Origin of the sequence: Pseudomonas eucalypticola (assembly GCF_013374995.1) — a bacterium.
In the GTDB taxonomy this organism is placed as follows: Bacteria; Pseudomonadota; Gammaproteobacteria; order Pseudomonadales; family Pseudomonadaceae; genus Aquipseudomonas; species Aquipseudomonas eucalypticola.
Map to the genome: position 1 here is coordinate 5,066,081 of NZ_CP056030.1, position 23,411 is coordinate 5,089,491.

Here is a 23,411-nt window from a genome sequence, read left to right on the forward strand (position 1 = left end):
TAACCCATCATGGTAACGCAGGTGGCAGGGTACCGCGCAGCAGCGCTCAAATACCAATTGATATTCGAATACCGATTGGTATTTAATCCACCCGATGCCACGCACACCACCTCATCGTCCGCCTGGCTCTACAGGAAAATCATCCAATGGAATGTGTATTTGTCACCGGTGCTACCGGCCTGTTAGGCAGCAACACCGTACGCGCCCTGTTGCATCGGGGCATTCGGGTCAAAGCTCTGGTGCGGTCCCAGGAAAAAGCCCGCAGGCAATTCGCGGGGCTGCCCGTGGAATGGGTACAAGGGGACCTGTCGTGCACCGAAGCCTTCAGCCACCACCTGCAAGGTTGCGACACCCTGATCCACACCGCCGCCTACTTTCGCGACAGCTACAAGGGTGGCCGGCACTGGCAGGCCCTGTACGACACCAATGTCACCGCTACCGAGCGGCTGTTGAGCGCCGCCTACGCCGCCGGTATCGGCCGCGCCGTGCACGTGTCGTCCATCGCAGTGCTGCACGGCCGCCCTGGCCAGGTGATCGATGAAACCATGTCGCGCCCCGAACAGGGCGCAGACGACTACTACCGCAGCAAGATCCTGGCCGAGCAGGTGGTGCAGCGTTTCCTGCGCCATCATCCGGACATGAAGGTAACCATGGTGCTGCCCGGCTGGATGTTCGGGCCAGGCGACATCGGCCCCACGTCGTCCGGCCAGTTCCTGATGGACTACGTGGCCGGCAAGCTGCCGGGCGTGCTGCCGGGCACATTCTCGGTGGTGGATGCCCGGGACGTGGCCCTGCACCTGCTGGCCGCAGCCGAACGCGGGCGCAGTGGCGAACGCTACCTGGCGGCCGGCGTACACATGGACATGGCCAGCCTGTTCAAGGTGCTGGCCGAGGTCAGCGGCGTACCGGCCCCGCAGCGGCAGGTACCACTGGCCCTGCTGCGCGTGATCGCCGCGGGACATGAGCTGTACCATCGGCTCAGCGGCAAGCCGGTATTGATCAGCCCCGCCAGCGTACGGCTGATGGCCCAGGAGCGCGGCCGCACCCACTTCAGCCACGTCAAAAGCCGTCACGAACTGGGCTGTAGCTTTCGGCCAGTGGAACAAACGCTGGCCGACACGCTGGGCTGGTACCGGGCGCAGCCGCATGCCGAAGGGATGAGGGCAGCAACCCAGGCACGGTGAAACCGGCGATAAAGCGCTACAAAGGATGCATGCACGCCCCCGGCAAGGTATTTTGCCAGGGGCGCGCGACAGTTCGCGTCCATTTCGGGTAGCCAAAGCAGGGAGACAGGCGTGCTGAAAAGACTGGGGATCAAGAGCCGTGTGCTCCTGTTGGCACTGTTGCCGGCGACCTTGATGGCCGTGTTGCTGGGCGGCTATTTCAGCTATGTGCAGCAGGCTGAACTGCAGGCCCAGTTGCTGCGCCGCGGGCAAATGATCGCCGAGCAACTGGCGCCCCTGGTGGCCCATGGCATGGCCCGCACCGACAAGCCACTGCTCGAACGCATCGCCGCCCAGGCGCTGGAACAGGCCGACGTGCGTTCCGTGTCGTTCCTGGCCCCCGACCGCTCGCCTCTTGCCCACGCCGGGCCGAGCATGCTCAACCCGGTACCGATCGGCAGCAGCACCCACTTGCTGCTGCGCAGCGGCAATGATGCCACCCGCTACCTGTTGCCGGTGTTCGGCCGCCACCGGGACCTTTCGGGCGACATCGTGCCCAGCGAAGAAGACCGCCTGCTGGGCTGGGTGGAACTGGAGTTGTCCCACGACGGCACCCTGCTGCGGGTCTACCGCGGCCTGTTCGCCAGCCTCATGCTGATCGCCGGCGGCCTGCTGGCCACCACATTGCTGGCGGTGCGCATGAGCCGGGGCATCAACGGCCCCATCAGCCAGATCAAGCAGACCGTGATCCAACTCAAGGACGGCAACCTGGAAAGCCGTTTGCCCGCCCTGGGCAGCCACGAGCTGGATGAACTGGCGGCCGGTATCAACCGCATGGCCGAGACCCTGCAGGGCGCCCAGGAGGAACTGCAACACAGCGTCGACCAGGCCACCGAAGACGTGCGCCAGAACCTGGAAACCATCGAGATCCAGAACATCGAACTGGACCTGGCCCGCAAGGAGGCCCTGGAGGCCAGCCGCATCAAGTCGGAATTCCTGGCCAACATGAGCCATGAAATCCGCACACCGCTCAACGGCATCCTGGGTTTCACCCACCTGCTGCAGAAAAGCGAGCTCACCCCGCGCCAGCTCGACTACCTGGGCACCATCGAAAAGTCCGCCGACAGCCTGCTGGGGATCATCAACGAGATTCTCGACTTCTCGAAAATCGAAGCCGGCAAGCTGGTGCTCGACAGCATCCCGTTCAACCTGCGCGACCTGCTGCAGGACACCCTGACCATCCTGGCCCCGGCCGCCCATGCCAAGCAGCTCGAGTTGGTGAGCCTGGTGTACCGCGACACCCCGCTGTCGCTGATCGGCGACCCCCTGCGGCTCAAGCAGATCCTCACCAACCTGGTGAGCAATGCCATCAAGTTCACCCGCGAAGGCACCATCGTCGCGCGGGCCATGCTCGAAGACGAAAACGATGACGGCGTGCAGCTGCGCATCAGTGTGCAGGACACCGGCATCGGCCTGTCCACCCAGGATGTGCGCACCCTGTTCCAGGCCTTCAGCCAGGCCGACAACTCGTTGTCACGCCAACCTGGCGGCACCGGCCTGGGCCTGGTGATTTCCAAGCGCCTGATCGAGCAGATGGGCGGTGAAATCGGAGTGGAAAGCGCCCCGGGCGAGGGCTCGGAGTTCTGGATCAGCCTGCGCTTGCCCAAGGCCCGCGACGACGCTGAAGACCAACCCGGCGAACCTCTCAAGGGTCGCCGCATCGCCATGGTCGAACACCATGACCTGGCGCGCCAGGCGCTGCACCATCAGTTGGAAGACCTGGGCATGGAGGTGAGCACCTTCGCCTCGGTGGAAAAACTGGTGGGCGGCATCAGCGCCGCGCACCTCGCCGGGCAGCCCATCGACCTGGCCGTGCTGGGCCTGACCAGCTACGACATCAGCCCCGACCGCCTGGCCCCCCAGGTGCGCGATATCGAGCAACTGGGCTGCCATGCGCTGGTACTGTGCCCTACCACCGAGCAGGCCCTGTTTCACTCGGCCATGCCCAACCCTGACAGCCAGTTGCAGCCCAAGCCGGCCTGCACCCGCAAGCTGCGGCGCGGCCTCGGCGACCTGATCAACCCCAAGCGCCTGCGCACCGACACCGCCCCACCGCTGGGCAACCGCGCGCCACGGGTGCTGTGCGTGGACGACAACCCGGCCAACCTGCTGCTGGTGCAAACCCTGCTCGAAGACCTGGGGGCCGAGGTGTTGGCCGTGGACAGCGGCTACAGCGCCATCAGGGCAGTACAGGACTCACGCTTCGACCTGGTGCTGATGGACGTGCAGATGCCCGGCATGGACGGCCGTGAAACCACTGAAAAGATCCGCCTGTGGGAAGCTGCCCAAACGGGCCCGGCATTGCCCATCGTGGCCCTTACGGCCCACGCCATGGCTAACGAAAAGCGCGCACTGTTGCAAAGTGGCATGGACGACTACCTGACCAAGCCCATCAGTGACCGGCAACTGGCGCAAGTGGTACTGAAATGGACCGGGCTGGTCCTGCGCACACGCACCACCGAACGTGCCGAGTGGGTACCCGAGGACGACGTGCTGCACGTGCTCGACCCCGAGGAAGGCCTGCGCCTGGCCGCTGGCAAGGAGGACCTGGCCGCCGACATGCTGGCCATGCTGCTGGCCTCGCTGGAAGACGAGCGCCGCGCCATCAAGGCCGCCCGCGACGCCCAGGACCACACCCTGACCATTGAACGTGTGCACCGCCTGCATGGCGCCACCCGCTATTGCGGGGTACCGCAGTTGCGCGCGGCGTGCCAGCGCAGCGAGACCTTGCTCAAGCAGGGCGACCAGAGCGCCGGCGCCGCCCTGGATGACCTGGACGCTGCCATCACCCGCCTGGCCGAACACGCCCGTTCCAGTGCCTGACTCGCCTATGGAGCCTGTGCTGCCCCTCAGGGCTTTGCCCAGGCTCCACAGGCTCGCGCCGACAAGATTGACCCCGAGCAATGCCGCCCTCCCCCAACCCGCTACACTCATGGCCCGAGCCCCTCGCACAAGGAACCCTTGCCCATGCGCACGCTTGTGTTCAGCGCCCAGCCCTACGACCGTGAGAGCTTCCTGGCCGCCCCGCGCGACGCCGCCATCGACCTGCATTTCCAGCCGGCGCGACTGACCGCCGAAACCGCGCCCCTGGCCGCCGGCCACGAGGTCGTGTGCGCCTTCATCAATGACGACCTGGGCGCCGAGGTACTAAGCCGACTGGCCGCCGGCGGCACCCGCCTGATCGCCCTGCGCTCGGCCGGCTACAACCACGTCGACCTGCCTGCGGCCCAGCGTCTGGGGCTGGCCGTAGTGCGGGTACCGGCCTATTCGCCCCATGCCGTGGCCGAGCACGCCGTGGCGCTGATCATGGCCCTCAACCGCCACCTGCACCGCGCGAGCAACCGCACCCGCGACGGCGATTTCACCCTGCACGGTCTCACCGGCTTCGACCTGGTGGGCAAGACCGTCGGCGTGGTCGGAACCGGCCAGATCGGGGCCACCTTCGCGCGCATCATGCACGGCTTCGGCTGCACGCTGCTCGCCCATGACCCTTATCCCAATGAGGCCGTGCTGGCGCTTGGCGCCCGTTACCTGCCGCTGGACGACGTACTGAGCCAGGCACAGATCATCAGCCTGCACTGCCCGCTCACCCCCACCAGCCACCACCTGATCAACGCCGCCAGCCTGGCCCGCCTGCAACCGGGGGCCATGCTCATCAATACTGGCCGTGGTGCGCTGGTCGACACCCCGGCGCTGATCGACGCGCTGAAAAGCGGGCAACTGGGCTACCTGGGGCTGGATGTGTATGAGGAGGAAGCGCAGCTGTTCTTCGAAGACCGTTCCGACCTGCCGCTGCAGGACGATGTGCTGGCCAGGCTGCTGACGTTCCCCAACGTGATCATCACCGCGCACCAGGCTTTCCTGACCCGCGAAGCGCTGGCCGCTATCGCCAGTACCACCCTGGCGAATATTTCCGACTGGGTGCGGGGTACGCCGCAGAATCTGGTCGAGGCTTAGGCGGGCGAGCGTGCTAGCATGTCGCGCAGATTTGGAGGACCCATGGTCGAACACGATTTTCGCTACAGCCTGCTCAACCCGCACCACACCCTGATCGAATGCCGCGCCCTGGCGCCGGGCCGTTATCAAGTCACCGGCAACGGTGGTTCGATCCACAATGACGACGTCCTGCTGGTGACCCTCAAGGGCAGCAAGACCTTGTCCATGCGCCTGACCATCGAGAAAGTCCGCCACCTGATCAACCCGCCAGGCCAGTGGGTCGCCGTGGCCCGTGGCCCGGTGTTTGGCGAACTGGCCATCCACCAGTGGCACGTGCAGTGCGACAAATGCGAAGCGGACCTGGAGTTCGAATTCGCCGTGGACGCCAAACTGGGCACCAAGGCGCAGAAGCCGGCCGCCACCGCGCGCATCAGCGAGCTGGGCTGGACGACCGTGGGCGACAAGCACCTGTGCCGCAACTGCCAGGAGCCGCGCCCGTGAAACACGCCCTGCTGCTGGCGGCACTGGCCGCCACCCTCACGGGCTGCGCAACCGGGCCCAAGCTGCAACAGGACCAGGCATATACCCTGGAGTGGATCGGTGACCGGCCGTTGATGGACGACAGCCACATCAGCCTGACCTTGGGTGAAGACGGCCGCGCCTATGGCAACGCCGGCTGCAACCACTGGTTCGCACCCTATACCCTGCAACACCACCACCTGACCTTTGGCCCGGTAGGCAGCACCCGCCGCCTGTGCGACCCGGCGACCATGGAACAGGAACAGCGTTTCCTGCAGGCCCTCAGTGGCGTGCAGCGCTGGAGCGTGTCCAAGGAAGGCCAGATTCGCCTGTGGCCTGAAGAAGGCAAGCCGTTGCGCCTGTGGCCTGACGAGAGCTGATCGGACCTGGCCGCTTCGGCGGTGCGTGCGGTGGGCCTGATGTTGCGCGGTGTTCGTGACGCGGCCGGGTCCGCTGCTACAGGCTTTGGTGGGGTGCTCAGGAGCTTTTCAGTTTGGCCAGCTTCTCGCTGATGCCCGCGGCGGTCTGCTCGCCCACCAACTGCTCGCGCACCTTGCCCTTGGCGTCGATGATGTAGGTAATGGGCAACGCCTCGCTCTGGGGCAGGTTGAAGCGCGGCGCCGGGTCGTCGGCCAGCACGGTGAAACCGATGCCGAGCTCCTGGGCGGCCTTTTTCAGGTCGTCACCGTGCAAGCCATCGAAGTTCACGCCCACCACCGCCACGCCCTTGCCCTTGAGTTGCTCGGCCAGGGCGTTGAGCTGCGGCACTTCGCTGCGGCACGGCCCGCACCAGTCGGCCCAGTAGTTGACCACCAGCCACTGATCGTCCAGCTGGCCGGCCTTGACCACCTTGCCGTTCTGGTCCATCCCGTAATCGGCACCGCACCCCGCCAGTACCACCAGCACCAGACATACCACCACGCGCCATGCCATGATTGCGACCTTCCTCTATGTGCCCGCCAGAGGGTTAGAATAGCCCCCTCTCCACCCAAGGTGCGACCCCCTATGACCAACCTGACGCTTTATCACAACCCGCGCTGCTCCAAATCCCGTGCCGCGTTGGAACTGCTGCAGGCCCGTGGCCTGGAACCCACCGTGGTGCGTTACCTGGATACCCCGCCCGACGCCGACGCCCTCAAGGGGGTGCTGGCGAAGCTGGGCCTGCACGCCCGTGCCCTGCTGCGCACGGGCGAGGACGAGTACAAGGCGCTGAACCTGGCCGACGCCACCCTGGGCGAAGACCAGTTGATCGACGCCATGGTCCAGCACCCGAAGCTGATCGAACGGCCGATCCTGATCGCCGGCGACAAGGCCGCCATCGGCCGCCCACCCGAGAAAGTGCTGGAGATCCTGCCGTGAGCCAACCGTATATCCTGGTGCTGTTCTACAGCCGCAGCGGCGCCACCGCGCAGATGGCCAAGCACATCGCCCGCGGCGTCGAGCTCACGGGCCTGGAAGCGCGCCTGCGCACCGTACCGCCGGTGTCTGCCGACCACGAAGCCACCGGCCCGAGCATCCCCGAACACGGCGCGCCGTACGCAACCATCGATGACCTGAAAAACTGCGCCGGCCTGGCCATGGGCAGCCCCACCCGTTATGGCAACATGGCCGCACCGCTCAAGTACTTTCTCGACGGTACCAGCAGCCTGTGGCTCAGCGGTGCCCTGGTGGGCAAGCCGGCCTCGGTGTTCACCTCCACCGCCAGCCTGCACGGCGGCCAGGAAACCACACTGTTGTCGATGATGATGCCCCTGCTGCACCACGGCATGCTCATCAGTGGCATTCCCTACAGCGAATCGGCCCTGCTGGAAACCCGCGGCGGCGGTACCCCCTACGGTGCCAGTCACCACGCCGGCGCCGACAGCAAGCGTGCCCTGGACGAACACGAGATCGCCCTGTGCCGCGCCCTGGGCCAGCGCCTGGGCAGCATCGCGCAGAAACTGGACGCACCGCGTGGCTAAACGCGCCAAGCTGCTGCCCGGCGTCGACTGGTTGAAACCGCGGGTGCGATTGGCACGCTGGCTGAGCCTGGCGTGTTTCTTCGGCTTCATGGGCCTGTTGTGCGGCTACTACCTGCTGGTAGCCGACCTGCATGGCGCGCGGCCATGGGTCATCCTGTTGATCGAGCTGGTGCCCTTGCTGCTGCTGACCCCCGGCATGCTCCTGGGCAGCCCGCGCGGGCATGCGTGGACCTGCTTTGCGGTCAACCTGTACTTCATCAAGGGCGCCCTGGCCGCCTACGACCCCCACCGCCAACTGTTCGGCCTGCTGGAAATGGCCGCCAGCCTGGCGCTGTTCGCCAGCGCGCTGCTGTATGTGCGCTGGCGCTTTCAATTGAATCGGAAACTGGCCGGAGAGGGCCTGGCGTGAATGCAGGATTACAAATGGCTCAACGAATACTGCCTCAACCGCTTTGGCTCGGCCAAGGCCCTGGAGGCTCAGCTACCCGAGCCGAAAACCGCAGCACAATTGCGCAAGATCCCCGCTGACCGTTACTTGTCGACCATGGCCCTGCGGGTCTTCCGCGCCGGCCTCAAGCACAGCCTGGTGGATGCCAAGTGGCCCGCGTTCGAGCAGGTGTTCTTCGGCTTCGACCCGGAAAAGGTCGTGCTGATGGGCGCCGAGCACCTGGAGCGCCTGATGCAGGACACCCGCATCATTCGCCACCTGGGCAAGCTCAAGAGCGTGCCGCGCAACGCGCAACTGATTCTGGACATCGTGCACGAACACAAGAGCTTCGGCGCCTTCATCGCCGACTGGCCGGTGGATGACATCGTTGGCCTGTGGCAGTACCTGGCCAAGCACGGCAACCAGATGGGCGGCCTGTCGGCCCCCCGCTTCCTGCGCATGGTCGGCAAGGACACCTTCATTCCCAGCGGCGACGTGGTTGCGGCGCTCAACGCCCAGGGCATCGTCGACAGGGTGCCCAGCAGCAAACGCGACCAGGCCAAGGTCCAGGAAGCGTTCAACCAGTGGCAGGCCGAAAGTGGGCGGCCCCTGTGCCAGCTCTCGGCGATGCTGGCCTACACCGTCAACCACTGATTGCATGGACCACTGATGAAACTCAAACCGCTATTGTTGCTGGCCGCCGTTCCCGTTGTCGGGGCCCTGGGTTTCCTGGGCTGGCAGCATTACTGGCCGGTGCAGGCTGCCTCCGGCTGGAGCACGCGCCTGGTCTACGACAAGGTCGAGAAAGCCGCAGGCCTCGGCTTGGACGGCGCCAACGTGCTGGTCACCGAGGAACTGCGTGACGACAAGGGCCGCCTGAGCAGCATCGCCCCGGACGGCACCCGCACGGTGATTGTCGACGGCCTGACCAAGCCCGACGGCCTGGCGCCGTTCCTCGGCGGCCACGCCTTCAGCCAGGAGTTCGACAACAAGCCAGTGCAGCTGCTCAAGGACGGCAAGGTCACCCAGCTGTTCATGGGCCGCGACGTGCAGGGCCTGAAGAGCGACGGCGACACGCTGTATGCCATCGAGGACCGCCACGACGACGGCCGGCTGATGCGCTATGACGCCACCGACGGCTCGCTGACCGTGCTGCGCGACAAGCTGGCGCAGACCGAGTCGGTGGAGATCTGCCCCGGCGGCAAGCTGCTGTACACCGTGAAGAAGGAAGGCGTGGTCCGCCAGTTCGACGAATCGGGCAAGGACCCGGTGTACGTGGACGGCATTACCAACCCCACGTTCATCCTGTGCGACAAGCGAGGGCTATGGATAGTGGAAGACCAGACGCACCTGGCGCGGCTGTGGCTGCGCACGCCAGATGGCAAATTGCAGGTGATCCTGTCGCACCTGCGGGCGCCGCAGGAGTTGTTGCCCACCGGGGACAACACCTACCTGCTGGCCGAGGGTGGCCGTAACCGGGTAATCGAGCTGAAAGCGGACTGACCTTGGGAACCGGACAACCCGGTTCTACAGGTTCTACAGGTTCTACAGGTTCAACACGTTCAGCACGCGCGAAGGCGCGCTCTCGTCGATCGCCAGGTTCACGAAGTCGAACAGGTTGCGGTCAGCCAACTGCGACGGCACCACATTCTGCAAGCCGCGGAAGATGCTCTCGGTACGCCCCGGGTGCTTGCGCTCCCACTCCACCAGCATGTCCTTGACTACCTGGCGCTGCAGGTTTTCCTGCGAGCCGCACAGGTTGCACGGAATGATCGGAAAGCCCTTGAGGTCCGAATAGGCCTGGATGTCTTTCTCGTTGCAGTACGCCAAGGGGCGGATGACCACGTTGCGGCCGTCGTCGGCACGCAGCTTCGGCGGCATGGCCTTCATGCTGCCGTTGAAGAACATGTTCAGGAAGAACGTCTCGACGATGTCGTCGCGGTGGTGCCCAAGGGCCATCTTGGTGGCGCCGATCTCATCGGCGAAGGTGTACAGGGTGCCACGGCGCAGGCGCGAGCACAGCGAGCAGGTGGTCTTGCCTTCCGGGATCAGTTCCTTGACCACCGAATAGGTGTCCTTCTCGACGATGTGGTAGTCCACGCCCAGTTCTTTCAGGTAGGCCGGCAGCACATGCTCAGGGAAGCCCGGCTGTTTCTGGTCCATGTTCACGGCGACGATGTCGAACTTGATCGGCGCGACCTTCTGCAGGTGCAGCAGCACGTCGAGCATGGTGTAACTGTCCTTGCCGCCCGACAGGCAGACCATGACCTTGTCACCGTCCTCGATCATGTTGTAGTCGGCGACGGCTTCACCGGCCAGCCGACGAAGGCGTTTCTGCAGTTTGTTCTGGTTGACCGAAAGGGTGCCCATGGCGCTTGGAATCCGCGTGGTGAGACGAAAAGCCGGGCATTTTACCTGTAAAGCCGGCGCGCGGGTACGGTATCTGGTCAACTTGCCGTCATGCCAGGCAAATACTGCAAAGTGATTACAGAACCCCCACAGAGCGCGATTTGCTCTAAAAGTGCTGACATCTTCACCCTATACTGCGCTTGAGCGGTAATCACCAGAGGAGTGAAGGGCATGATCCATCACGTCGTCGGGTTATTCACCCATCCCGATCGGGAATGGCAGCAGATCCGTGGCGAAGAAGAATCCATCAGCCACCTCTATATCACCCACACCCTGATATTGGCGGCGATACCCCCGTTATCGGCCTTCATCGGCACCACACAGGTCGGCTGGGTGATAGGCAACCGCGCGCCAGTCATGCTCACGATGGAAAGCGCCGTGTGGATGACGCTGATGTCCTACGTGGCGATGCTGGCCGGTGTAGCGGTAATGGGCGCTTTCATTCACTGGATGGCCCGTACCTACGACGCCAGCCCCAGCCTGGCGCGCTGCGTGGCCTTCGCCACCTACACCGCCACACCGCTTTTCATCGGCGGCCTGGCGGCGCTTTACCCGCACCTGTGGCTGGGCATGATGGTAGGCACCGCGGCCATCTGCTACACGGTGTACCTGCTGTACGTGGGGTTGCCGACCTTCATGAACATCCACGCGGACGAAGGCTTTCTGTTCGCCAGCTCGGTGCTCGCCGTGGGCCTGGTGGTGCTGGTGGCGATCATGGCGTTCACGGTCATCATCTGGGGCCTGGGCGTGGGGCCCATCTACACCAACTGACAGGCGGCTCGGCAGGCCCCCGACGTTGCGGCATAATCGGCGCATATGGAGTGTTGTCTAGCATGCCCGAGTTACTCAAGTCCCGCGTCGAATCCTGTTTTCAGCAAGCCGAAGCCTTTTTCAAACGTTCCTTCGCCCGCCCCCAGGTCAGCTTCAAGCTGCGGGGGCAGAAGGCCGGCGTCGCGCACCTGCATGAAAACCTGCTGCGCTTCAACCCGCAGCTGTACCGTGAAAACAGTGAAGATTTCCTGCGCCAGACCGTGCCCCACGAGGTTGCCCACCTGGTCGCCCACCAGTTGTTCGGCGACCGTATCGCGCCCCATGGGGAAGAATGGCAGTTGATCATGCGCGGCGTGTACGAACTGCCGCCCAACCGCTGCCACACCTATGAGGTGAAACGCCGGCGGGTCACGCGCTACATCTACAAATGCCCATGTGCCGATAGCGACTTCCCCTTCTCGGCCCAACGCCACAAGCTGGTCCACCAGGGGCGGCGTTACCTGTGCCGGCGCTGCCGCCATACCCTGGTGTTCACCGGGGAAACCCGGGTGGAATGATCCCGGGCCTGGAGCGGCATAAAAAAACCCATCCGAAGATGGGTTTTTTCAGGGTCGCATCAGCGCTTAGCGTGGGGTGTCGACCACCACTGCCTCGTGGGCTTCAGCCACTTCGATAGCCGTCGGGCCTGCGGCCAGCTGGGTCTTCATGGTGTCTTCGTCCAGCTCACCTACCCACTTGGCAACCACCAGGGTCGCCACGGCATTGCCCACCAGGTTGGTCAGGGCACGGGCTTCGGACATGAAGCGGTCGATGCCCAGGATCAGCGCCAGGCCAGCCACCGGCAAGTGACCAACAGCCGACAGGGTGGCGGCCAGCACGATGAAGCCGCTGCCAGTGACGCCAGCGGCGCCCTTGGAAGAGATCAGCAGCACGGCCAGCAGGGTCAACTGGTGGAACAGGTCCATGTGAGTGTCAGTGGCCTGGGCGATGAACACCGCGGCCATGGTCAGGTAGATGGCGGTACCGTCCAGGTTGAACGAGTAGCCCGTCGGGATGACCAGGCCAACCACCGACTTCTGCGCGCCCAGGCGCTCCATCTTCACCAGCATGCGTGGCAGGGCCGATTCCGACGAGGAAGTACCCAGTACGATCAGCAGCTCTTCACGGATGTAGCGCACCAGCTTGAGAATGCTGAAACCGTGGAAGCGGGCGATGGAGCCCAGTACCAGCAGCACGAACAGGATGCAGGTGATATAGAAGCAGATCATCAGCTGGCCCAGCTGCACCAGCGAGCTCACGCCGTAGGCACCGATGGTGAACGCCATGGCACCCAGCGCGCCGATGGGCGCCAGTTTCATGATCATGCTGATGATGTTGAACATCACGTGGGCGAAGCGATCGATCAGGTCCAGCAGCGGCTTGCCGTAGGCGCCCAGGCGGTGCAGGGCGAAACCGAACAGCACGGCGAACATCAGCACCTGCAGGATATCGCCGGTGGCGAAGGCACCGACGATGGTGTTGGGGATGATGTTGAGGAAGAACGCGATCACGCTCTGGTCTTTACCGGCGGCCACGTAGGTGGCGACCTTGGAAGCGTCGAGGGTGGCGGGGTCGATGTGCATGCCGTTGCCCGGGCCGATCACGTTCACCACCACCAGGCCGATCAGCAGCGCGATGGTAGAGACGATTTCGAAGTACAGCAGCGCATAGCCACCGGTCTTGCCCACGGCCTTCATGTTCTCCATGCCAGCGATGCCGCTGACCACGGTGCAGAAAATGATGGGGGCGATGACCATTTTGATCAGTTTGATGAAGCCGTCGCCCAGGGGTTTCAGGGTAACGGCGGTGTCAGGGTAGAAGTGCCCCAACGCAATACCGATGATGATCGCGACGATCACCTGGAAATACAGCGATTTGTACAGTGGCTGACGAGTCGTCATTACAGTTTCCTCAAGTGCATCGCCTGACATCCATTCCTGTGATGCACACGACACCTAAGCACGAACCCTCCTGAACTGGAGGGATTTATTGTCGAGCTGCTCGGGGGCAGACCTTGCCCTGTGTATCGCAAGGGGCGTGCCAGGTTACAGGCTTGGGTGATGAGCCAATGATTGCGGGGGTCGGTGCCATCATGATAGCCACCACAGCGGAAATTGCCTGGCGGAATTCCGCCAATCAGTCGTGGCGACTTCCGCCATGTGGCGGATTCCCGCCCGCCGGCAACCCCGGCCCCTCGGCGGACACCGTGCCCCTACAACAAGGTATAGCGCAGTTCAAAGTGGCTTGAAGCGCACCCGGAAGGCCGCGCCACCCAGGGGCGAATCATCGAGAATCAGCAAGGCGTCGTAGCTTTCGATGATGTCCTTGACCACCGCCAGGCCAATGCCCTGGCCCGGGTTCTGCCGGTCCAGGCGCTCACCCCGTTGCAGGATGCGCGCGCGCTGGCTCGGCGGCACGCCCGGGCCGTCGTCTTCGACGCTCAGCTCAAGCGCCGCGCCGCTGTAGCCCAGGCTGATCTTCACTTCGCTCAGGCACAGCCGGTAGGCGTTTTCCAGCAGGTTGCCGAGCATTTCCAGCAACGCGCCTTGCTCCATGGGCACCTGGGCGTTGTCGGGAATGGCATAGGTGACCTGCACGGGCTTGTCGCGGTAAACCTTCTCCAGGGTGCTGCACAGGCTGTCGAGCATCGGCTTGAGCGGCACCTGGTGGCGCACCAGGCCGCTCTTGCGCAGGCTGGCGCGCTGCAACTGGTAGCCGATCTGCTGGCTCATGCGCTCGATCTGGCTTTGCAGAATGCGCGCCTGCTCGACGTTTTCCGGGCGCTGGGCAATGGTTTCGCTGACGCCCTGCAACACCGCCAACGGCGTTTTCAGGCTGTGGGCCAGGTCGCCCAGGGAATCACGATAACGGCCGCGCTGCTCACGCTCACTGCTGAGCAGGCGGTTCAACGAACCGGTCAGGCGCAGCAACTCCCGAGGGTGGGTTTCGCTGAGGCTGTCACGCTTGCCCGACTCGATCTCGTCCAGTTCCGAACTCAACTGGCGCAAGGCACGCAAGCCCCAGGTCAGGCCGGCCCACAACAGCACCAGCAGGGCCAGCAAGGCCGCGCCGAAGCCCAGCGAGAGCTTCTCGCGCAGCCCGGAGAGGATCATCTTGTACTCGCGCACGGGTTGCAGGGCGACGATGCTGTAGGCCGCGCTCTTGCCGCCCAGCAGTTTCACCTCCACGTCGTAGACGAAGTACTCCTCGCCATTGGGCTCGCGGATGTGGGCGAACTGCGCGCCCATGCCGTCATAACGTGGCTTGTAATTGATGCTTTGCTCGGTGGTGGCCCGCGAGCGCCACACCAGGTCGCCCTGGCGGTTGTAGATGTAGCCCAGCAGGCGGCTGTCGGGCAGGTTGAAGCGTTCGTCGGGCAACAGGTCAGGCATCTGCAACTGGCCGTTCTCGACCCGGGCCGCGGAGATCAGGGTGGTGGCGTCCGACGCCAGGCGCTGCTCGATGGATTCGCGCAGCGCCAGGCTGAAGGTGCTTTGCAGCGCTGGCAGCAGGCCGATCATGAACAGCACCGCCAGAATGAAGGCGGCCGCCATCAGCCGTACGCGCAGCGATCGAATCATTTACACCGCTCGGTGAACAGGTAGCCCAGGCCGCGCACGGTCTCGATGGGCTTGAAGCCTTGGGTGCCTTCCAGCTTGCGGCGCAGGCGGCCGACCAGCACTTCGATGACGTTCGGGTCGCGCTCGTCATCGTCCGGGTACAGTTGTTCCATCAGGCGGTCCTTGGCCACCACCTGCTGGTGATGGCGCATCAGGTATTCAAGAATGCGGTATTCGTAGGCGGTCAGGGCCAGCAGCTGTTCGTCCAGGCTCGCCTGCTTGCGGTTGAGGTCCAGCAGCAGCGGGCCGGCGACGATGGTCGACTGGATGAAGCCACTGGAGCGGCGCAGCAAGGCGTTGAGGCGTGCTTCCAGCTCTTCGAACTGGAAGGGTTTTACCACATAGTCGTCGGCGCCGGTGGCCAGGCCTTCGACTTTGTCCTGCCAGTTGCCACGGGCGGTGAGGATCAGCACGGGGAACGCCTTGCCGTCGGCGCGCAGGCGGCGGATCAGCTCCAGGCCGCCCATGCCCGGCAGGCCCAGGTCGACCACGGCCAGGTCATGGTTGTACTGGGAAGCCTGGTACAACGCCTCTTCGGCATTGGCGACGGCTTCGACCACATGGCCGCTTTCGGTCAAACGGGTGTACAAGTGGTGCCGCAACAGCGCCTCGTCTTCTACCACCAGCAGTTTCATAGTGCTCCCCGAGCGGTGCCCTGGCATGCGGGACGCCGTGTTCCCTCATTCTGTTTGCAGCGCCGGGCGCACGCCCATGCGCTGCCCGGCACCAAGAGTGTACCTGTAACAATGTTAGTGATGCAGCGCTGAACCCCAACTGAACCGGATGGACTAGGCTGAGCTGACTGCCCATACACGGAGCCTCCACCATGCGCGTATTGCTGATGTGCCTGCTGCTTTTGGCCAGCACCCTGGCCCAGGCCGAAATCAAGACCCAGGAACTGCACTACAAGGACCTCAACGGCACACCGCTGGTGGGCTACTTCGCCTACGACGACGCCATCCAGGGCCCACGCCCGGGCGTGGTGGTGGTGCATGAATGGTGGGGCCTGAACGACTACGCCAAGGGCCGCGCCCGCGCCCTGGCGGCGCTGGGCTACAGCGCCCTGGCCATCGACATGTACGGCGAAGGCAAGAACACCGAGCACCCCAAGGACGCCATGGCCTTCATGCAGGAGGCCTCGGCCAATGCCGCGGTGTCCAGCGCGCGCTTCGATGCCGGGGTCAAACTGCTCAAGCAACAGCCCCAGACCAACCCGGCGAAAATCGCCGCCATTGGCTACTGCTTCGGCGGCACCGTGGTCCTCAACGCTGCGCGCCACGGCGCCAGCCTGGCCGGCGTGGTAAGTTTCCACGGCGGCCTGGCCGCCAAGACCCGCGCCACCAAGGGCAGCGTGAAAACGCCGATTCTGGTTGAACATGGTGAACTGGACAGCATGAGCACACCCAAGGACGTCGCCGACTTCAAGACCGAAATGTCCACTGCCGGGGTCAATTACCAGTTCGTGGTGCAGCCAGGCGCCAAACACGGCTTCACCAACCCCGACGCCGACCGGCTGGCCCATGGCGATCATGGCGGGCCGGACATCGGCTACAACAAGGAAGCGGATGAAAAGTCCTGGGCGGACATGCAGGCGTTCTTGAAGAAAGTGTTCGGTTAAGGATCAAGGGTTTCTCCCTGGAACCAGGCGACGCGGTCCCACAGGGCTGGCACCCGCTGATGGGTTTTCTCTGTGGGACCGGGCGAAGCTCGGGAAACAGGCGCCTCGGTTATGGCAAACTAGCGCCATGACCCGCTCACTTCCCCTTTGCTGCACCGCCCCCCACCGCCACTGGCCCTTGCCCTTCGCCCTGCCCGGCGCCGTGCTGGTCAGCAGCCAGTTCGACCCCAAGTCCCTGGCCCCCGACGATTTCGCCCGCGCCGGCATCGCGCCGCCCGCCAGCATCCAGCGTTCGGTAGCCAAGCGCCAGGCCGAGTTCCTGGCGGGCCGCCTGTGCGCCCGCACGGCCCTCCACCAGTTGGCCAACCTGGACCACGTCCCCGCCATCGGTGAAGACCGTGCGCCTGTCTGGCCAGCCGGCATCAGCGGCTCCATCACCCATGGCACTGGCTGGGCCGGCGCCATCGTCGCCCGAGCCAACGAGTGGCAAGGCCTGGGCCTGGACATGGAGAACCTGCTGGGCGACGACCGCGCCACGCGGTTGGCGGCGGAAATTCTCACCGCCGATGAACTGGCCCGCATGGACCCGGCCCAGGTGTCCCTGGCCGTGACCCTGACATTCTCCATCAAGGAAAGCCTGTTCAAGGCGCTGTACCCCATCGTCGGCAAGCGCTTCTATTTCGAGCATGCCGAGGTGTTGGCGTGGGATGCCCAGGGCAAGGTCCGCCTGCGCCTTCTGACCGACCTGTCAGCGCAGTGGTGCAACGGCCGTGAACTGGAAGGGCAATTCGCGGTACAGGGTGATCAACTCCTGAGCTTGATCGCTATTTCCTGCTGAACCTGCTTCTCGAAGTTCGCCTCAGGCCACCAACGGGCAGTGCTCGCACGGCCCCACCCACTCCACCTTGTACGCCAGGCAGCAACTGCGCCGCTGCCGCTTGCCGTCGGGCAAATACCGCACCGGCTCATATAAAGGGTTGCCCCGCCCATCCGCCGCCTTGCGCGCCTGCAGCAATGCCAACGCCGGCCCCACCGCCACACCCAGCGCCTGCAGCCGCACCACGGCCTGCTCCAGGTAATCCCCGGCATTGCCCCACAACACGGCGGTGGGCACCTCGCCGTAGGCACTGAGGCGCTCAACGAACGGCCGCAGGCTGGCCTGCACCACCGGCTCCAGGGATTCATCCGCCTCGCCCGGCTCACCCTCCTCCAGCAGCTTCACGCCCAGCGGCAAACCGCGCTCATCGAGCACCAGGGCCAACTGGTCCAATTGCAGCGGCAGGTACCAGCCATAGGCGAGTTGGGTGACCAGCACCGCCGGCAGCCAGTGCATGAAAAAGTACTTGGACCATTGCGACACCAGCACCGGCTTCTGCTCGGCAAACAGCGCGGGGCCGTAGATGCGCAGCAGGGCAGCGTCCAGGTGGGCGGTGGCCAGGGCCCGGTCCAGGGGGATGGCGGGGCGCGGGTCGGCCGCTGGCACCAGGCCGTGCAGCATGCCGGCGCAGGGCCCGGTAGCCCACTCGTGATTCATCGGTTTCTCCCGGCCAAAGCCTGCTTCGGACACACTCGCCACAGCATGCCAAAAACGCCTCGGTGACGCTGATTTTTTGTGATAGTGTGCGCGCCCGCAAAAAACCGGCGAGCATTTTTTGCTGTAGGAAAGTGCCAGACAAATGGTCTCTGCCGTGTGGGACACGGCCTACATGGCCTGCGCCGTTTCTCACACAAATTACTCACAAGTTATCCACAGCACATCGTGTTGCAAACTTGCCGAAGGGGCCTTATCTTGTATCGCCGGCGCGTTGAACCACTACATGTTGGGTTTTGACGTGCTTGCCAACCACATTTATTACGCTAATCTCAAGCCTGTTTTGCCACTTTTTTTTTGCCGAAAACCGAACATTTTTGCTCTTTAACACTCCCGAACGGATCCAGCACGGCCCACGGTCGATTGCTGGATTTTTCCGTTTGCGAGTGACGACTTTCCCTCATGGAGAAACCGATGCAGACCGACACAACTCGCGAGAACCCGCAAGGCCAGGCGCCCCAGGCACCAGCATCCAGCCAGGATCTGAACGCCACCGCGCCAGGCCAGCTGCGCGTGATCAAGCGCAACGGAACCGTCGTGCCTTACACCGACGACAAGATCACCGTCGCCATCACCAAAGCGTTCCTCGCAGTTGAAGGCGGCACCGCTGCCGCTTCGTCGCGCATCCACGACACCGTGGCACGCCTGACCGAACAGGTCACCGCGACCTTCAAGCGTCGCATGCCCTCGGGCGGCACCATCCACATTGAAGAAATCCAGGACCAGGTAGAACTGGCCCTGATGCGTGCCGGCGAGCAGAAAGTGGCCCGCGACTACGTCATCTACCGCGACGCCCGTTCCAAGGAACGCGCCGTGCGCACCACCGCCGAAGCACCGGTCGATGCCCACCCAAGCATCCGCATCACCCTGGCCGACGGCAACCTGGCGCCGCTGGACATGGGCCGCCTGAACACCATCATCACCGAAGCCTGCGAAGGCCTGGAAGAAGTCGACGGCGACCTGATCCAGCGTGAAACCCTGAAGAACCTGTACGACGGCGTGGCCCTGAAAGACGTCAACACCGCGCTGGTGATGACCGCCCGTACTCTGGTAGAGCGCGAGCCGAACTACTCGTTCGTGACGGCCCGCCTGCTGATGGACACCCTGCGCGCCGAAGGCCTGGGCTTCCTGGAAGTGGCCGAGAGCGCCACCCACCACGAAATGGCCGACCTGTACGCCAAAGCGCTGCCGGCCTACGTGGCCAAAGGTATCGAATTCGAACTGCTGAACCCGGTTCTGGCCGAATTCGACCTGGAAAAACTGGGCAAGGCGATCAACCACGAGCGCGACCAGCAGTTCACTTACCTGGGCCTGCAAACCCTGTACGACCGCTACTTCATCCACAAGGATGGCGTGCGTTTCGAACTGCCGCAGATCTTCTTCATGCGCGTGGCCATGGGCCTGGCTATCGAAGAGAAAAACCGTGAAGAGCGCGCGATCGAGTTCTACAACCTGCTGTCGTCCTTCGACTACATGGCCTCGACCCCGACCCTGTTCAACGCCGGCACCCTGCGCCCGCAACTGTCCAGCTGCTACCTGACCACCGTGCCGGATGACCTGTCGGGCATCTACCACGCCATCCACGACAACGCCATGCTGTCCAAATTCGCAGGCGGCCTGGGCAACGACTGGACCCCGGTTCGTGCGCTGGGTTCGTACATCAAGGGCACCAACGGCAAGTCGCAAGGCGTCGTGCCGTTCCTGAAAGTGGTCAACGACACCGCCGTGGCCGTGAACCAGGGTGGCAAGCGCAAGGGCGCTGTGTGTGCCTACCTGGAAACCTGGCACCTGGACATCGAAGAGTTCATCGAACTGCGCAAGAACACCGGTGATGACCGTCGTCGTACCCACGACATGAACACTGCCAACTGGATCCCTGACCTGTTCATGAAGCGCGTCTTCGATGACGGCAAGTGGACCCTGTTCTCGCCAAACGAAGTGCCAGACCTGCACGACCTGACCGGCAAGGCCTTCGAAGAGCGCTACGAGTACTACGAAGCCCTGACCGAATACAACAAGATCAAGGTATTCAAGACCATCCAGGCCAAAGACCTGTGGCGCAAGATGCTGTCGATGCTGTTCGAAACCGGCCACCCATGGTTGACCTTCAAAGACCCGTGCAACCTGCGTTCGCCACAGCAGCACGTGGGCGTGGTCCACAGCTCGAACCTGTGCACCGAGATCACCTTGAACACCAACAAGGACGAGATCGCCGTCTGCAACCTGGGCTCGATCAACCTGCCGAACCACATCGTGGGTGGCAAGCTGGACACTGCCAAGCTGGAGCGCACTGTCAACACCGCCGTACGCATGCTCGATAACGTGATCGACATCAACTACTACTCGGTGCCACAGGCCAAGAACTCCAACTTCCGCCACCGTCCGGTCGGCCTGGGCATCATGGGCTTCCAGGACGCGCTGTACCTGCAGCACATCCCTTACGGTTCCGACGCTGCCGTCGAGTTCGCCGACAAGTCGATGGAAGCGGTCAGCTACTTCGCCATCCAGGCCTCCTGCGACCTGGCCGATGAGCGCGGCGCCTACGAGACGTTCCAGGGTTCGCTGTGGTCCAAGGGCATCCTGCCACTGGACTCGCAACAGATCCTGATCGAAGCCCGTGGCCAGAAGTACATCGACGTCGACCTGAACGAAACCCTGGACTGGGCCCCGGTCCGTGCCCGCGTTCAGAAAGGTATCCGCAACTCGAACATCATGGCCATCGCACCGACCGCCACCATCGCCAACATCACAGGCGTGTCGCAGTCGATCGAACCGACCTACCAGAACCTGTACGTGAAATCGAACCTGTCGGGCGAATTCACCGTTATCAACCCGTACCTGGTACGCGACCTGAAGGCCCGTGGCCTGTGGGACGCGGTCATGATCAACGATCTGAAGTACTACGACGGTTCCGTGCAGCAGATCGAGCGCATCCCGCAAGAGCTTAAAGACCTCTACGCGACTGCCTTCGAAGTGGAAACCAAGTGGATCGTCGACGCCGCCAGCCGTCGCCAGAAGTGGATCGACCAGGCTCAGTCGCTGAACCTGTACATCGCCGGCGCCTCGGGCAAGAAACTGGACGTGACCTACCGCATGGCCTGGTACCGTGGCCTGAAAACCACCTACTACCTCCGTGCCCTGGCCGCCACCAGCACCGAGAAGTCGACCATCAACACCGGCAAACTCAACGCCGTGTCGAGCGGTGGCGACAGCGCCCCGGTGCAGGCAGCCGGCCCAGCGCCAGTACCGAAGGCTTGCGCCATTGACGAGCCGGATTGCGAAGCTTGCCAATAAGGTTTGAGCGAGCTGCCTGACACCAGGCAGCCCGCCAGCCTTGAAAAAACCAACCTCACCTTGCGGTGGTGGTTGGTTTTTTTATGCCCTACCAAATGCAACACTTCTCTGTAGTTTCCGGCGACCAGCGGGCCATCCTAACGCCCCTGTGGGACCGGGCGAAGCTCGGGAATAGGCCACCCCTGTCCTACTCCAACCAACCGTGACACGTAGCCACACACCCCCGAAACATCCCGAAAACCGCCTTGCACACTCCGCCCCAAAACACTATATTTAGTGCCTGAAATCGAAATAAAACACCACATACGCGATTACCCTCCGTATCTGGTCAAAACCGCTTGCAAACCAAGGGCTCACGAAAAGCCCTACCCTAAATAGCGAATTGATTGCGCTACGATGAACACGGACGCTGCAATATTCCGTATAATCGCGTCCCCCAACACAGGGCAAACACCATGATGACTTGCGTACCTGATTTCGGCCTCAACCCCGCCATTCACCGCAAGCGTCACTGCTGATTTCGATCATCCGCAGCGGTCGCCACGAAACGTAGCAACCGGGCAATCCGAATACATTACAAATGCCGTCCGTCCAGCCTTCGTGCGCTAAACGGCCAATGGCAACCTCATCTTAAAATCCATCCGGTCGCCCGCGGGCGACCCTCGAGCAGGAGCCTCATCACCATGCTGAGCTGGGACGAATTCGACAAAGAAGAAGGCGAGCAACCCGCCAAAGGCGCCAACGCCGGCCACGCCGCTGAAGCCGCCATGGACAAACTCGACAGCGCCGGTGCCGGTGCTGCCAAGGAAGCCCGCGCCGTGAGCTCCAACGACTCCGCCGCCGTAGCCCGCGCCAAGGCCGCCCTCGACAAACTCGACGTCGCCGAAGGCCTGGCCGAGCTCGAAGGCTCCGCTGCCCGCGTTGCCGTTGACGAAAAGCGCATGATCAACTGCCGCGCCGACCTCAACCAACTCGTGCCTTTCAAGTACGACTGGGCCTGGCAAAAGTACCTGGACGGCTGCGCAAACCACTGGATGCCGCAAGAAGTCAACATGACCGCCGACATCGCCACCTGGCGTAACCCGGAAGGCCTGACCGACGACGAGCGCCGCATCGTCATGCGCAACCTGGGCTTCTTCAGCACCGCCGACTCCCTGGTCGCCAACAACCTGGCCCTGGCCGTGTACCGCCTGATCACCAACCCGGAGTGCCGCCAGTACATCCTGCGCCAGGCCTTCGAAGAGGCGATCCACACCCACGCCTACCAGTACTGCATCGAATCGCTGGGCATGGACGAGGGTGAAATCTTCAACATGTACCACGAGATCCCATCGGTCGCCAAAAAGGCAGCCTGGGGCCTGAAATACACCCGTGCCATCTCCGACCCGGAATTCAACACCGGCACCCCGGAAACCGACAAAGAACTGCTGCGCAACCTGATCGCCTACTACTGCGTACTGGAAGGCATCTTCTTCTACTGCGGCTTCACCCAGATCCTCTCCATGGGCCGCCGCAACAAAATGACCGGCGTCGCCGAGCAGTTCCAGTACATCCTGCGCGACGAGTCCATGCACCTGAACTTCGGTATCGACGTGATCAACCAGATCAAGATCGAAAACCCGCACTTGTGGGATGCTGAACTGAAGGAAGAGGCTTCGCAGATGATTCTGCAGGGCACTCAGCTGGAGATCGAATACGCTCGGGATACCATGCCTCGCGGCGTACTGGGCATGAACGCGGCGATGATGGAGGACTACCTCAAGTTCATCGCTAACCGTCGCCTGTCGCAGATTGGTCTGAAGGAAGAGTACCCAGGGACTACCAACCCGTTCCCTTGGATGAGCGAGATCATGGACTTGAAGAAGGAGAAGAACTTCTTTGAGACTCGGGTTATTGAGTATCAGACGGGTGGGGCGTTGAGCTGGGATTGACCCTTTAGCAATGGCAGGCGAACCTCACTTGCAGTAGCCATAACGTTGCTGCAAGCGAAGGTTTATCCTGTC

Annotated in this window: 22 protein-coding genes; 16 read left to right on the plus strand and 6 right to left on the minus strand. The window is 63.4% G+C overall.

Going from position 1 to position 23,411, the window contains the following annotated elements:
* Nucleotides 1–146 precede the first annotated feature (146 nt).
* The 5 genes from HWQ56_RS22545 (at nt 147) to HWQ56_RS22565 (ending at nt 6,058) form a co-directional block, all read left to right on the plus strand.
* A complete protein-coding gene (locus tag HWQ56_RS22545; RefSeq protein WP_176571815.1) occupies nt 147–1,184 on the plus strand; it encodes an SDR family oxidoreductase in 1,038 nt (345 codons plus the stop codon).
* Between the two features lie 111 nt (nt 1,185–1,295).
* Nucleotides 1,296–4,046 carry a response regulator gene (locus HWQ56_RS22550; RefSeq protein WP_176571816.1) on the plus strand — a complete coding sequence of 917 codons (2,751 nt, stop codon included), beginning with the start codon at nt 1,296–1,298 and terminating at the stop codon, nt 4,044–4,046.
* Nucleotides 4,047–4,190: 144 nt separating this feature from the next.
* Nucleotides 4,191–5,180, plus strand: coding sequence for a 2-hydroxyacid dehydrogenase (locus HWQ56_RS22555; RefSeq protein ID WP_176571817.1), 990 nt, complete (start codon nt 4,191–4,193; stop codon nt 5,178–5,180).
* Nucleotides 5,181–5,222: 42 nt separating this feature from the next.
* Nucleotides 5,223–5,660, plus strand: a complete 438-nt coding sequence (locus tag HWQ56_RS22560) for a hypothetical protein (protein WP_158155058.1) — start codon at nt 5,223–5,225, stop codon at nt 5,658–5,660.
* Nucleotides 5,657–6,058, plus strand: a complete 402-nt coding sequence (locus HWQ56_RS22565; RefSeq protein ID WP_176571818.1) for an META domain-containing protein — start codon at nt 5,657–5,659, stop codon at nt 6,056–6,058. The genes HWQ56_RS22560 and HWQ56_RS22565 overlap by 4 nt, the downstream gene beginning before the upstream one ends.
* Before the next feature lie 97 nt (nt 6,059–6,155).
* Here HWQ56_RS22565 and HWQ56_RS22570 read toward each other — a convergent pair whose 3' ends face one another.
* Nucleotides 6,156–6,611 (minus strand): TlpA disulfide reductase family protein, encoded by a 456-nt coding sequence (locus HWQ56_RS22570; RefSeq protein ID WP_176571819.1) that lies wholly within the window; start codon nt 6,609–6,611, stop codon nt 6,156–6,158.
* A gap of 72 nt (nt 6,612–6,683) precedes the next feature.
* On the opposite strand from HWQ56_RS22570, the gene arsC reads away from it, so the two are divergent.
* From arsC to HWQ56_RS22595, 5 genes are read left to right on the plus strand one after another with little or no spacing between them, the layout of a single operon-like run.
* On the plus strand, nt 6,684–7,037 hold the full coding sequence (gene arsC, locus HWQ56_RS22575; RefSeq protein WP_158158821.1) for an arsenate reductase (glutaredoxin): 354 nt from the start codon (nt 6,684–6,686) through the stop codon (nt 7,035–7,037).
* Entirely contained in the window at nt 7,034–7,639 is a 606-nt protein-coding gene (wrbA, locus tag HWQ56_RS22580; RefSeq protein ID WP_158158823.1) for an NAD(P)H:quinone oxidoreductase, read from the plus strand. The genes arsC and wrbA overlap by 4 nt, the downstream gene beginning before the upstream one ends.
* The gene (locus tag HWQ56_RS22585; protein ID WP_176571820.1) at nt 7,632–8,048 is read left to right on the plus strand and encodes a DUF2069 domain-containing protein; all 417 of its coding nucleotides are present in this window, start codon (nt 7,632–7,634) and stop codon (nt 8,046–8,048) included. Before wrbA ends, HWQ56_RS22585 begins: the two co-directional genes overlap by 8 nt.
* On the plus strand, nt 8,049–8,720 hold the full coding sequence (locus HWQ56_RS22590) for a DNA-3-methyladenine glycosylase I (RefSeq protein ID WP_176571821.1): 672 nt from the start codon (nt 8,049–8,051) through the stop codon (nt 8,718–8,720).
* Nucleotides 8,721–8,735: 15 nt separating this feature from the next.
* The gene (locus HWQ56_RS22595; protein WP_176571822.1) at nt 8,736–9,569 is read left to right on the plus strand and encodes an SMP-30/gluconolactonase/LRE family protein; all 834 of its coding nucleotides are present in this window, start codon (nt 8,736–8,738) and stop codon (nt 9,567–9,569) included.
* A 42-nt stretch (nt 9,570–9,611) separates the two neighbouring features.
* On the opposite strand, the gene ttcA is transcribed toward HWQ56_RS22595, so the two are convergent.
* Nucleotides 9,612–10,436: a tRNA 2-thiocytidine(32) synthetase TtcA gene (ttcA, locus tag HWQ56_RS22600; protein WP_158158831.1), complete on the minus strand. Its 825-nt coding sequence runs from the start codon at nt 10,434–10,436 to the stop codon at nt 9,612–9,614.
* Nucleotides 10,437–10,646: 210 nt separating this feature from the next.
* On the opposite strand from ttcA, the gene HWQ56_RS22605 reads away from it, so the two are divergent.
* On the plus strand, nt 10,647–11,246 hold the full coding sequence (locus HWQ56_RS22605; protein ID WP_176571823.1) for a Yip1 family protein: 600 nt from the start codon (nt 10,647–10,649) through the stop codon (nt 11,244–11,246).
* Between the two features lie 62 nt (nt 11,247–11,308).
* The gene (locus tag HWQ56_RS22610) at nt 11,309–11,803 is read left to right on the plus strand and encodes a SprT family zinc-dependent metalloprotease (protein WP_158158835.1); all 495 of its coding nucleotides are present in this window, start codon (nt 11,309–11,311) and stop codon (nt 11,801–11,803) included.
* Between the two features lie 66 nt (nt 11,804–11,869).
* Here the strand turns inward: HWQ56_RS22610 and HWQ56_RS22615 are convergent, their stop codons facing one another.
* The 3 genes from HWQ56_RS22615 to HWQ56_RS22625 all read right to left on the minus strand — a co-directional run bounded on the left by HWQ56_RS22615 (nt 11,870) and on the right by HWQ56_RS22625 (nt 15,540).
* Nucleotides 11,870–13,186 (minus strand): dicarboxylate/amino acid:cation symporter, encoded by a 1,317-nt coding sequence (locus tag HWQ56_RS22615; protein ID WP_158158837.1) that lies wholly within the window; start codon nt 13,184–13,186, stop codon nt 11,870–11,872.
* A gap of 333 nt (nt 13,187–13,519) precedes the next feature.
* Nucleotides 13,520–14,866, minus strand: coding sequence for an ATP-binding protein (locus HWQ56_RS22620; RefSeq protein ID WP_158158838.1), 1,347 nt, complete (start codon nt 14,864–14,866; stop codon nt 13,520–13,522).
* Nucleotides 14,863–15,540 (minus strand): response regulator, encoded by a 678-nt coding sequence (locus HWQ56_RS22625; protein ID WP_176571824.1) that lies wholly within the window; start codon nt 15,538–15,540, stop codon nt 14,863–14,865. The genes HWQ56_RS22620 and HWQ56_RS22625 overlap by 4 nt, the downstream gene beginning before the upstream one ends.
* Before the next feature lie 191 nt (nt 15,541–15,731).
* Here HWQ56_RS22625 and HWQ56_RS22630 point away from each other — a divergent pair, with 191 nt between their 5' ends.
* Together HWQ56_RS22630 and HWQ56_RS22635 are read left to right on the plus strand one after the other, a co-directional pair.
* Nucleotides 15,732–16,523, plus strand: coding sequence for a dienelactone hydrolase family protein (locus HWQ56_RS22630; protein ID WP_158158842.1), 792 nt, complete (start codon nt 15,732–15,734; stop codon nt 16,521–16,523).
* 127 nt (nt 16,524–16,650) lie between these two features.
* Nucleotides 16,651–17,361: a 4'-phosphopantetheinyl transferase family protein gene (locus tag HWQ56_RS22635; RefSeq protein WP_176571825.1), complete on the plus strand. Its 711-nt coding sequence runs from the start codon at nt 16,651–16,653 to the stop codon at nt 17,359–17,361.
* 21 nt (nt 17,362–17,382) lie between these two features.
* Here HWQ56_RS22635 and fhuF read toward each other — a convergent pair whose 3' ends face one another.
* A complete protein-coding gene (fhuF, locus tag HWQ56_RS22640; protein WP_176571826.1) occupies nt 17,383–18,057 on the minus strand; it encodes a siderophore-iron reductase FhuF in 675 nt (224 codons plus the stop codon).
* Between the two features lie 471 nt (nt 18,058–18,528).
* Here fhuF and HWQ56_RS22645 point away from each other — a divergent pair, with 471 nt between their 5' ends.
* Nucleotides 18,529–21,408, plus strand: coding sequence for a ribonucleoside-diphosphate reductase subunit alpha (locus tag HWQ56_RS22645; protein ID WP_158158621.1), 2,880 nt, complete (start codon nt 18,529–18,531; stop codon nt 21,406–21,408).
* 683 nt (nt 21,409–22,091) lie between these two features.
* Nucleotides 22,092–23,339, plus strand: coding sequence for a ribonucleotide-diphosphate reductase subunit beta (locus HWQ56_RS22650; RefSeq protein ID WP_158158622.1), 1,248 nt, complete (start codon nt 22,092–22,094; stop codon nt 23,337–23,339).
* The last annotated feature ends 72 nt before the right edge of the window (nt 23,340–23,411 follow it).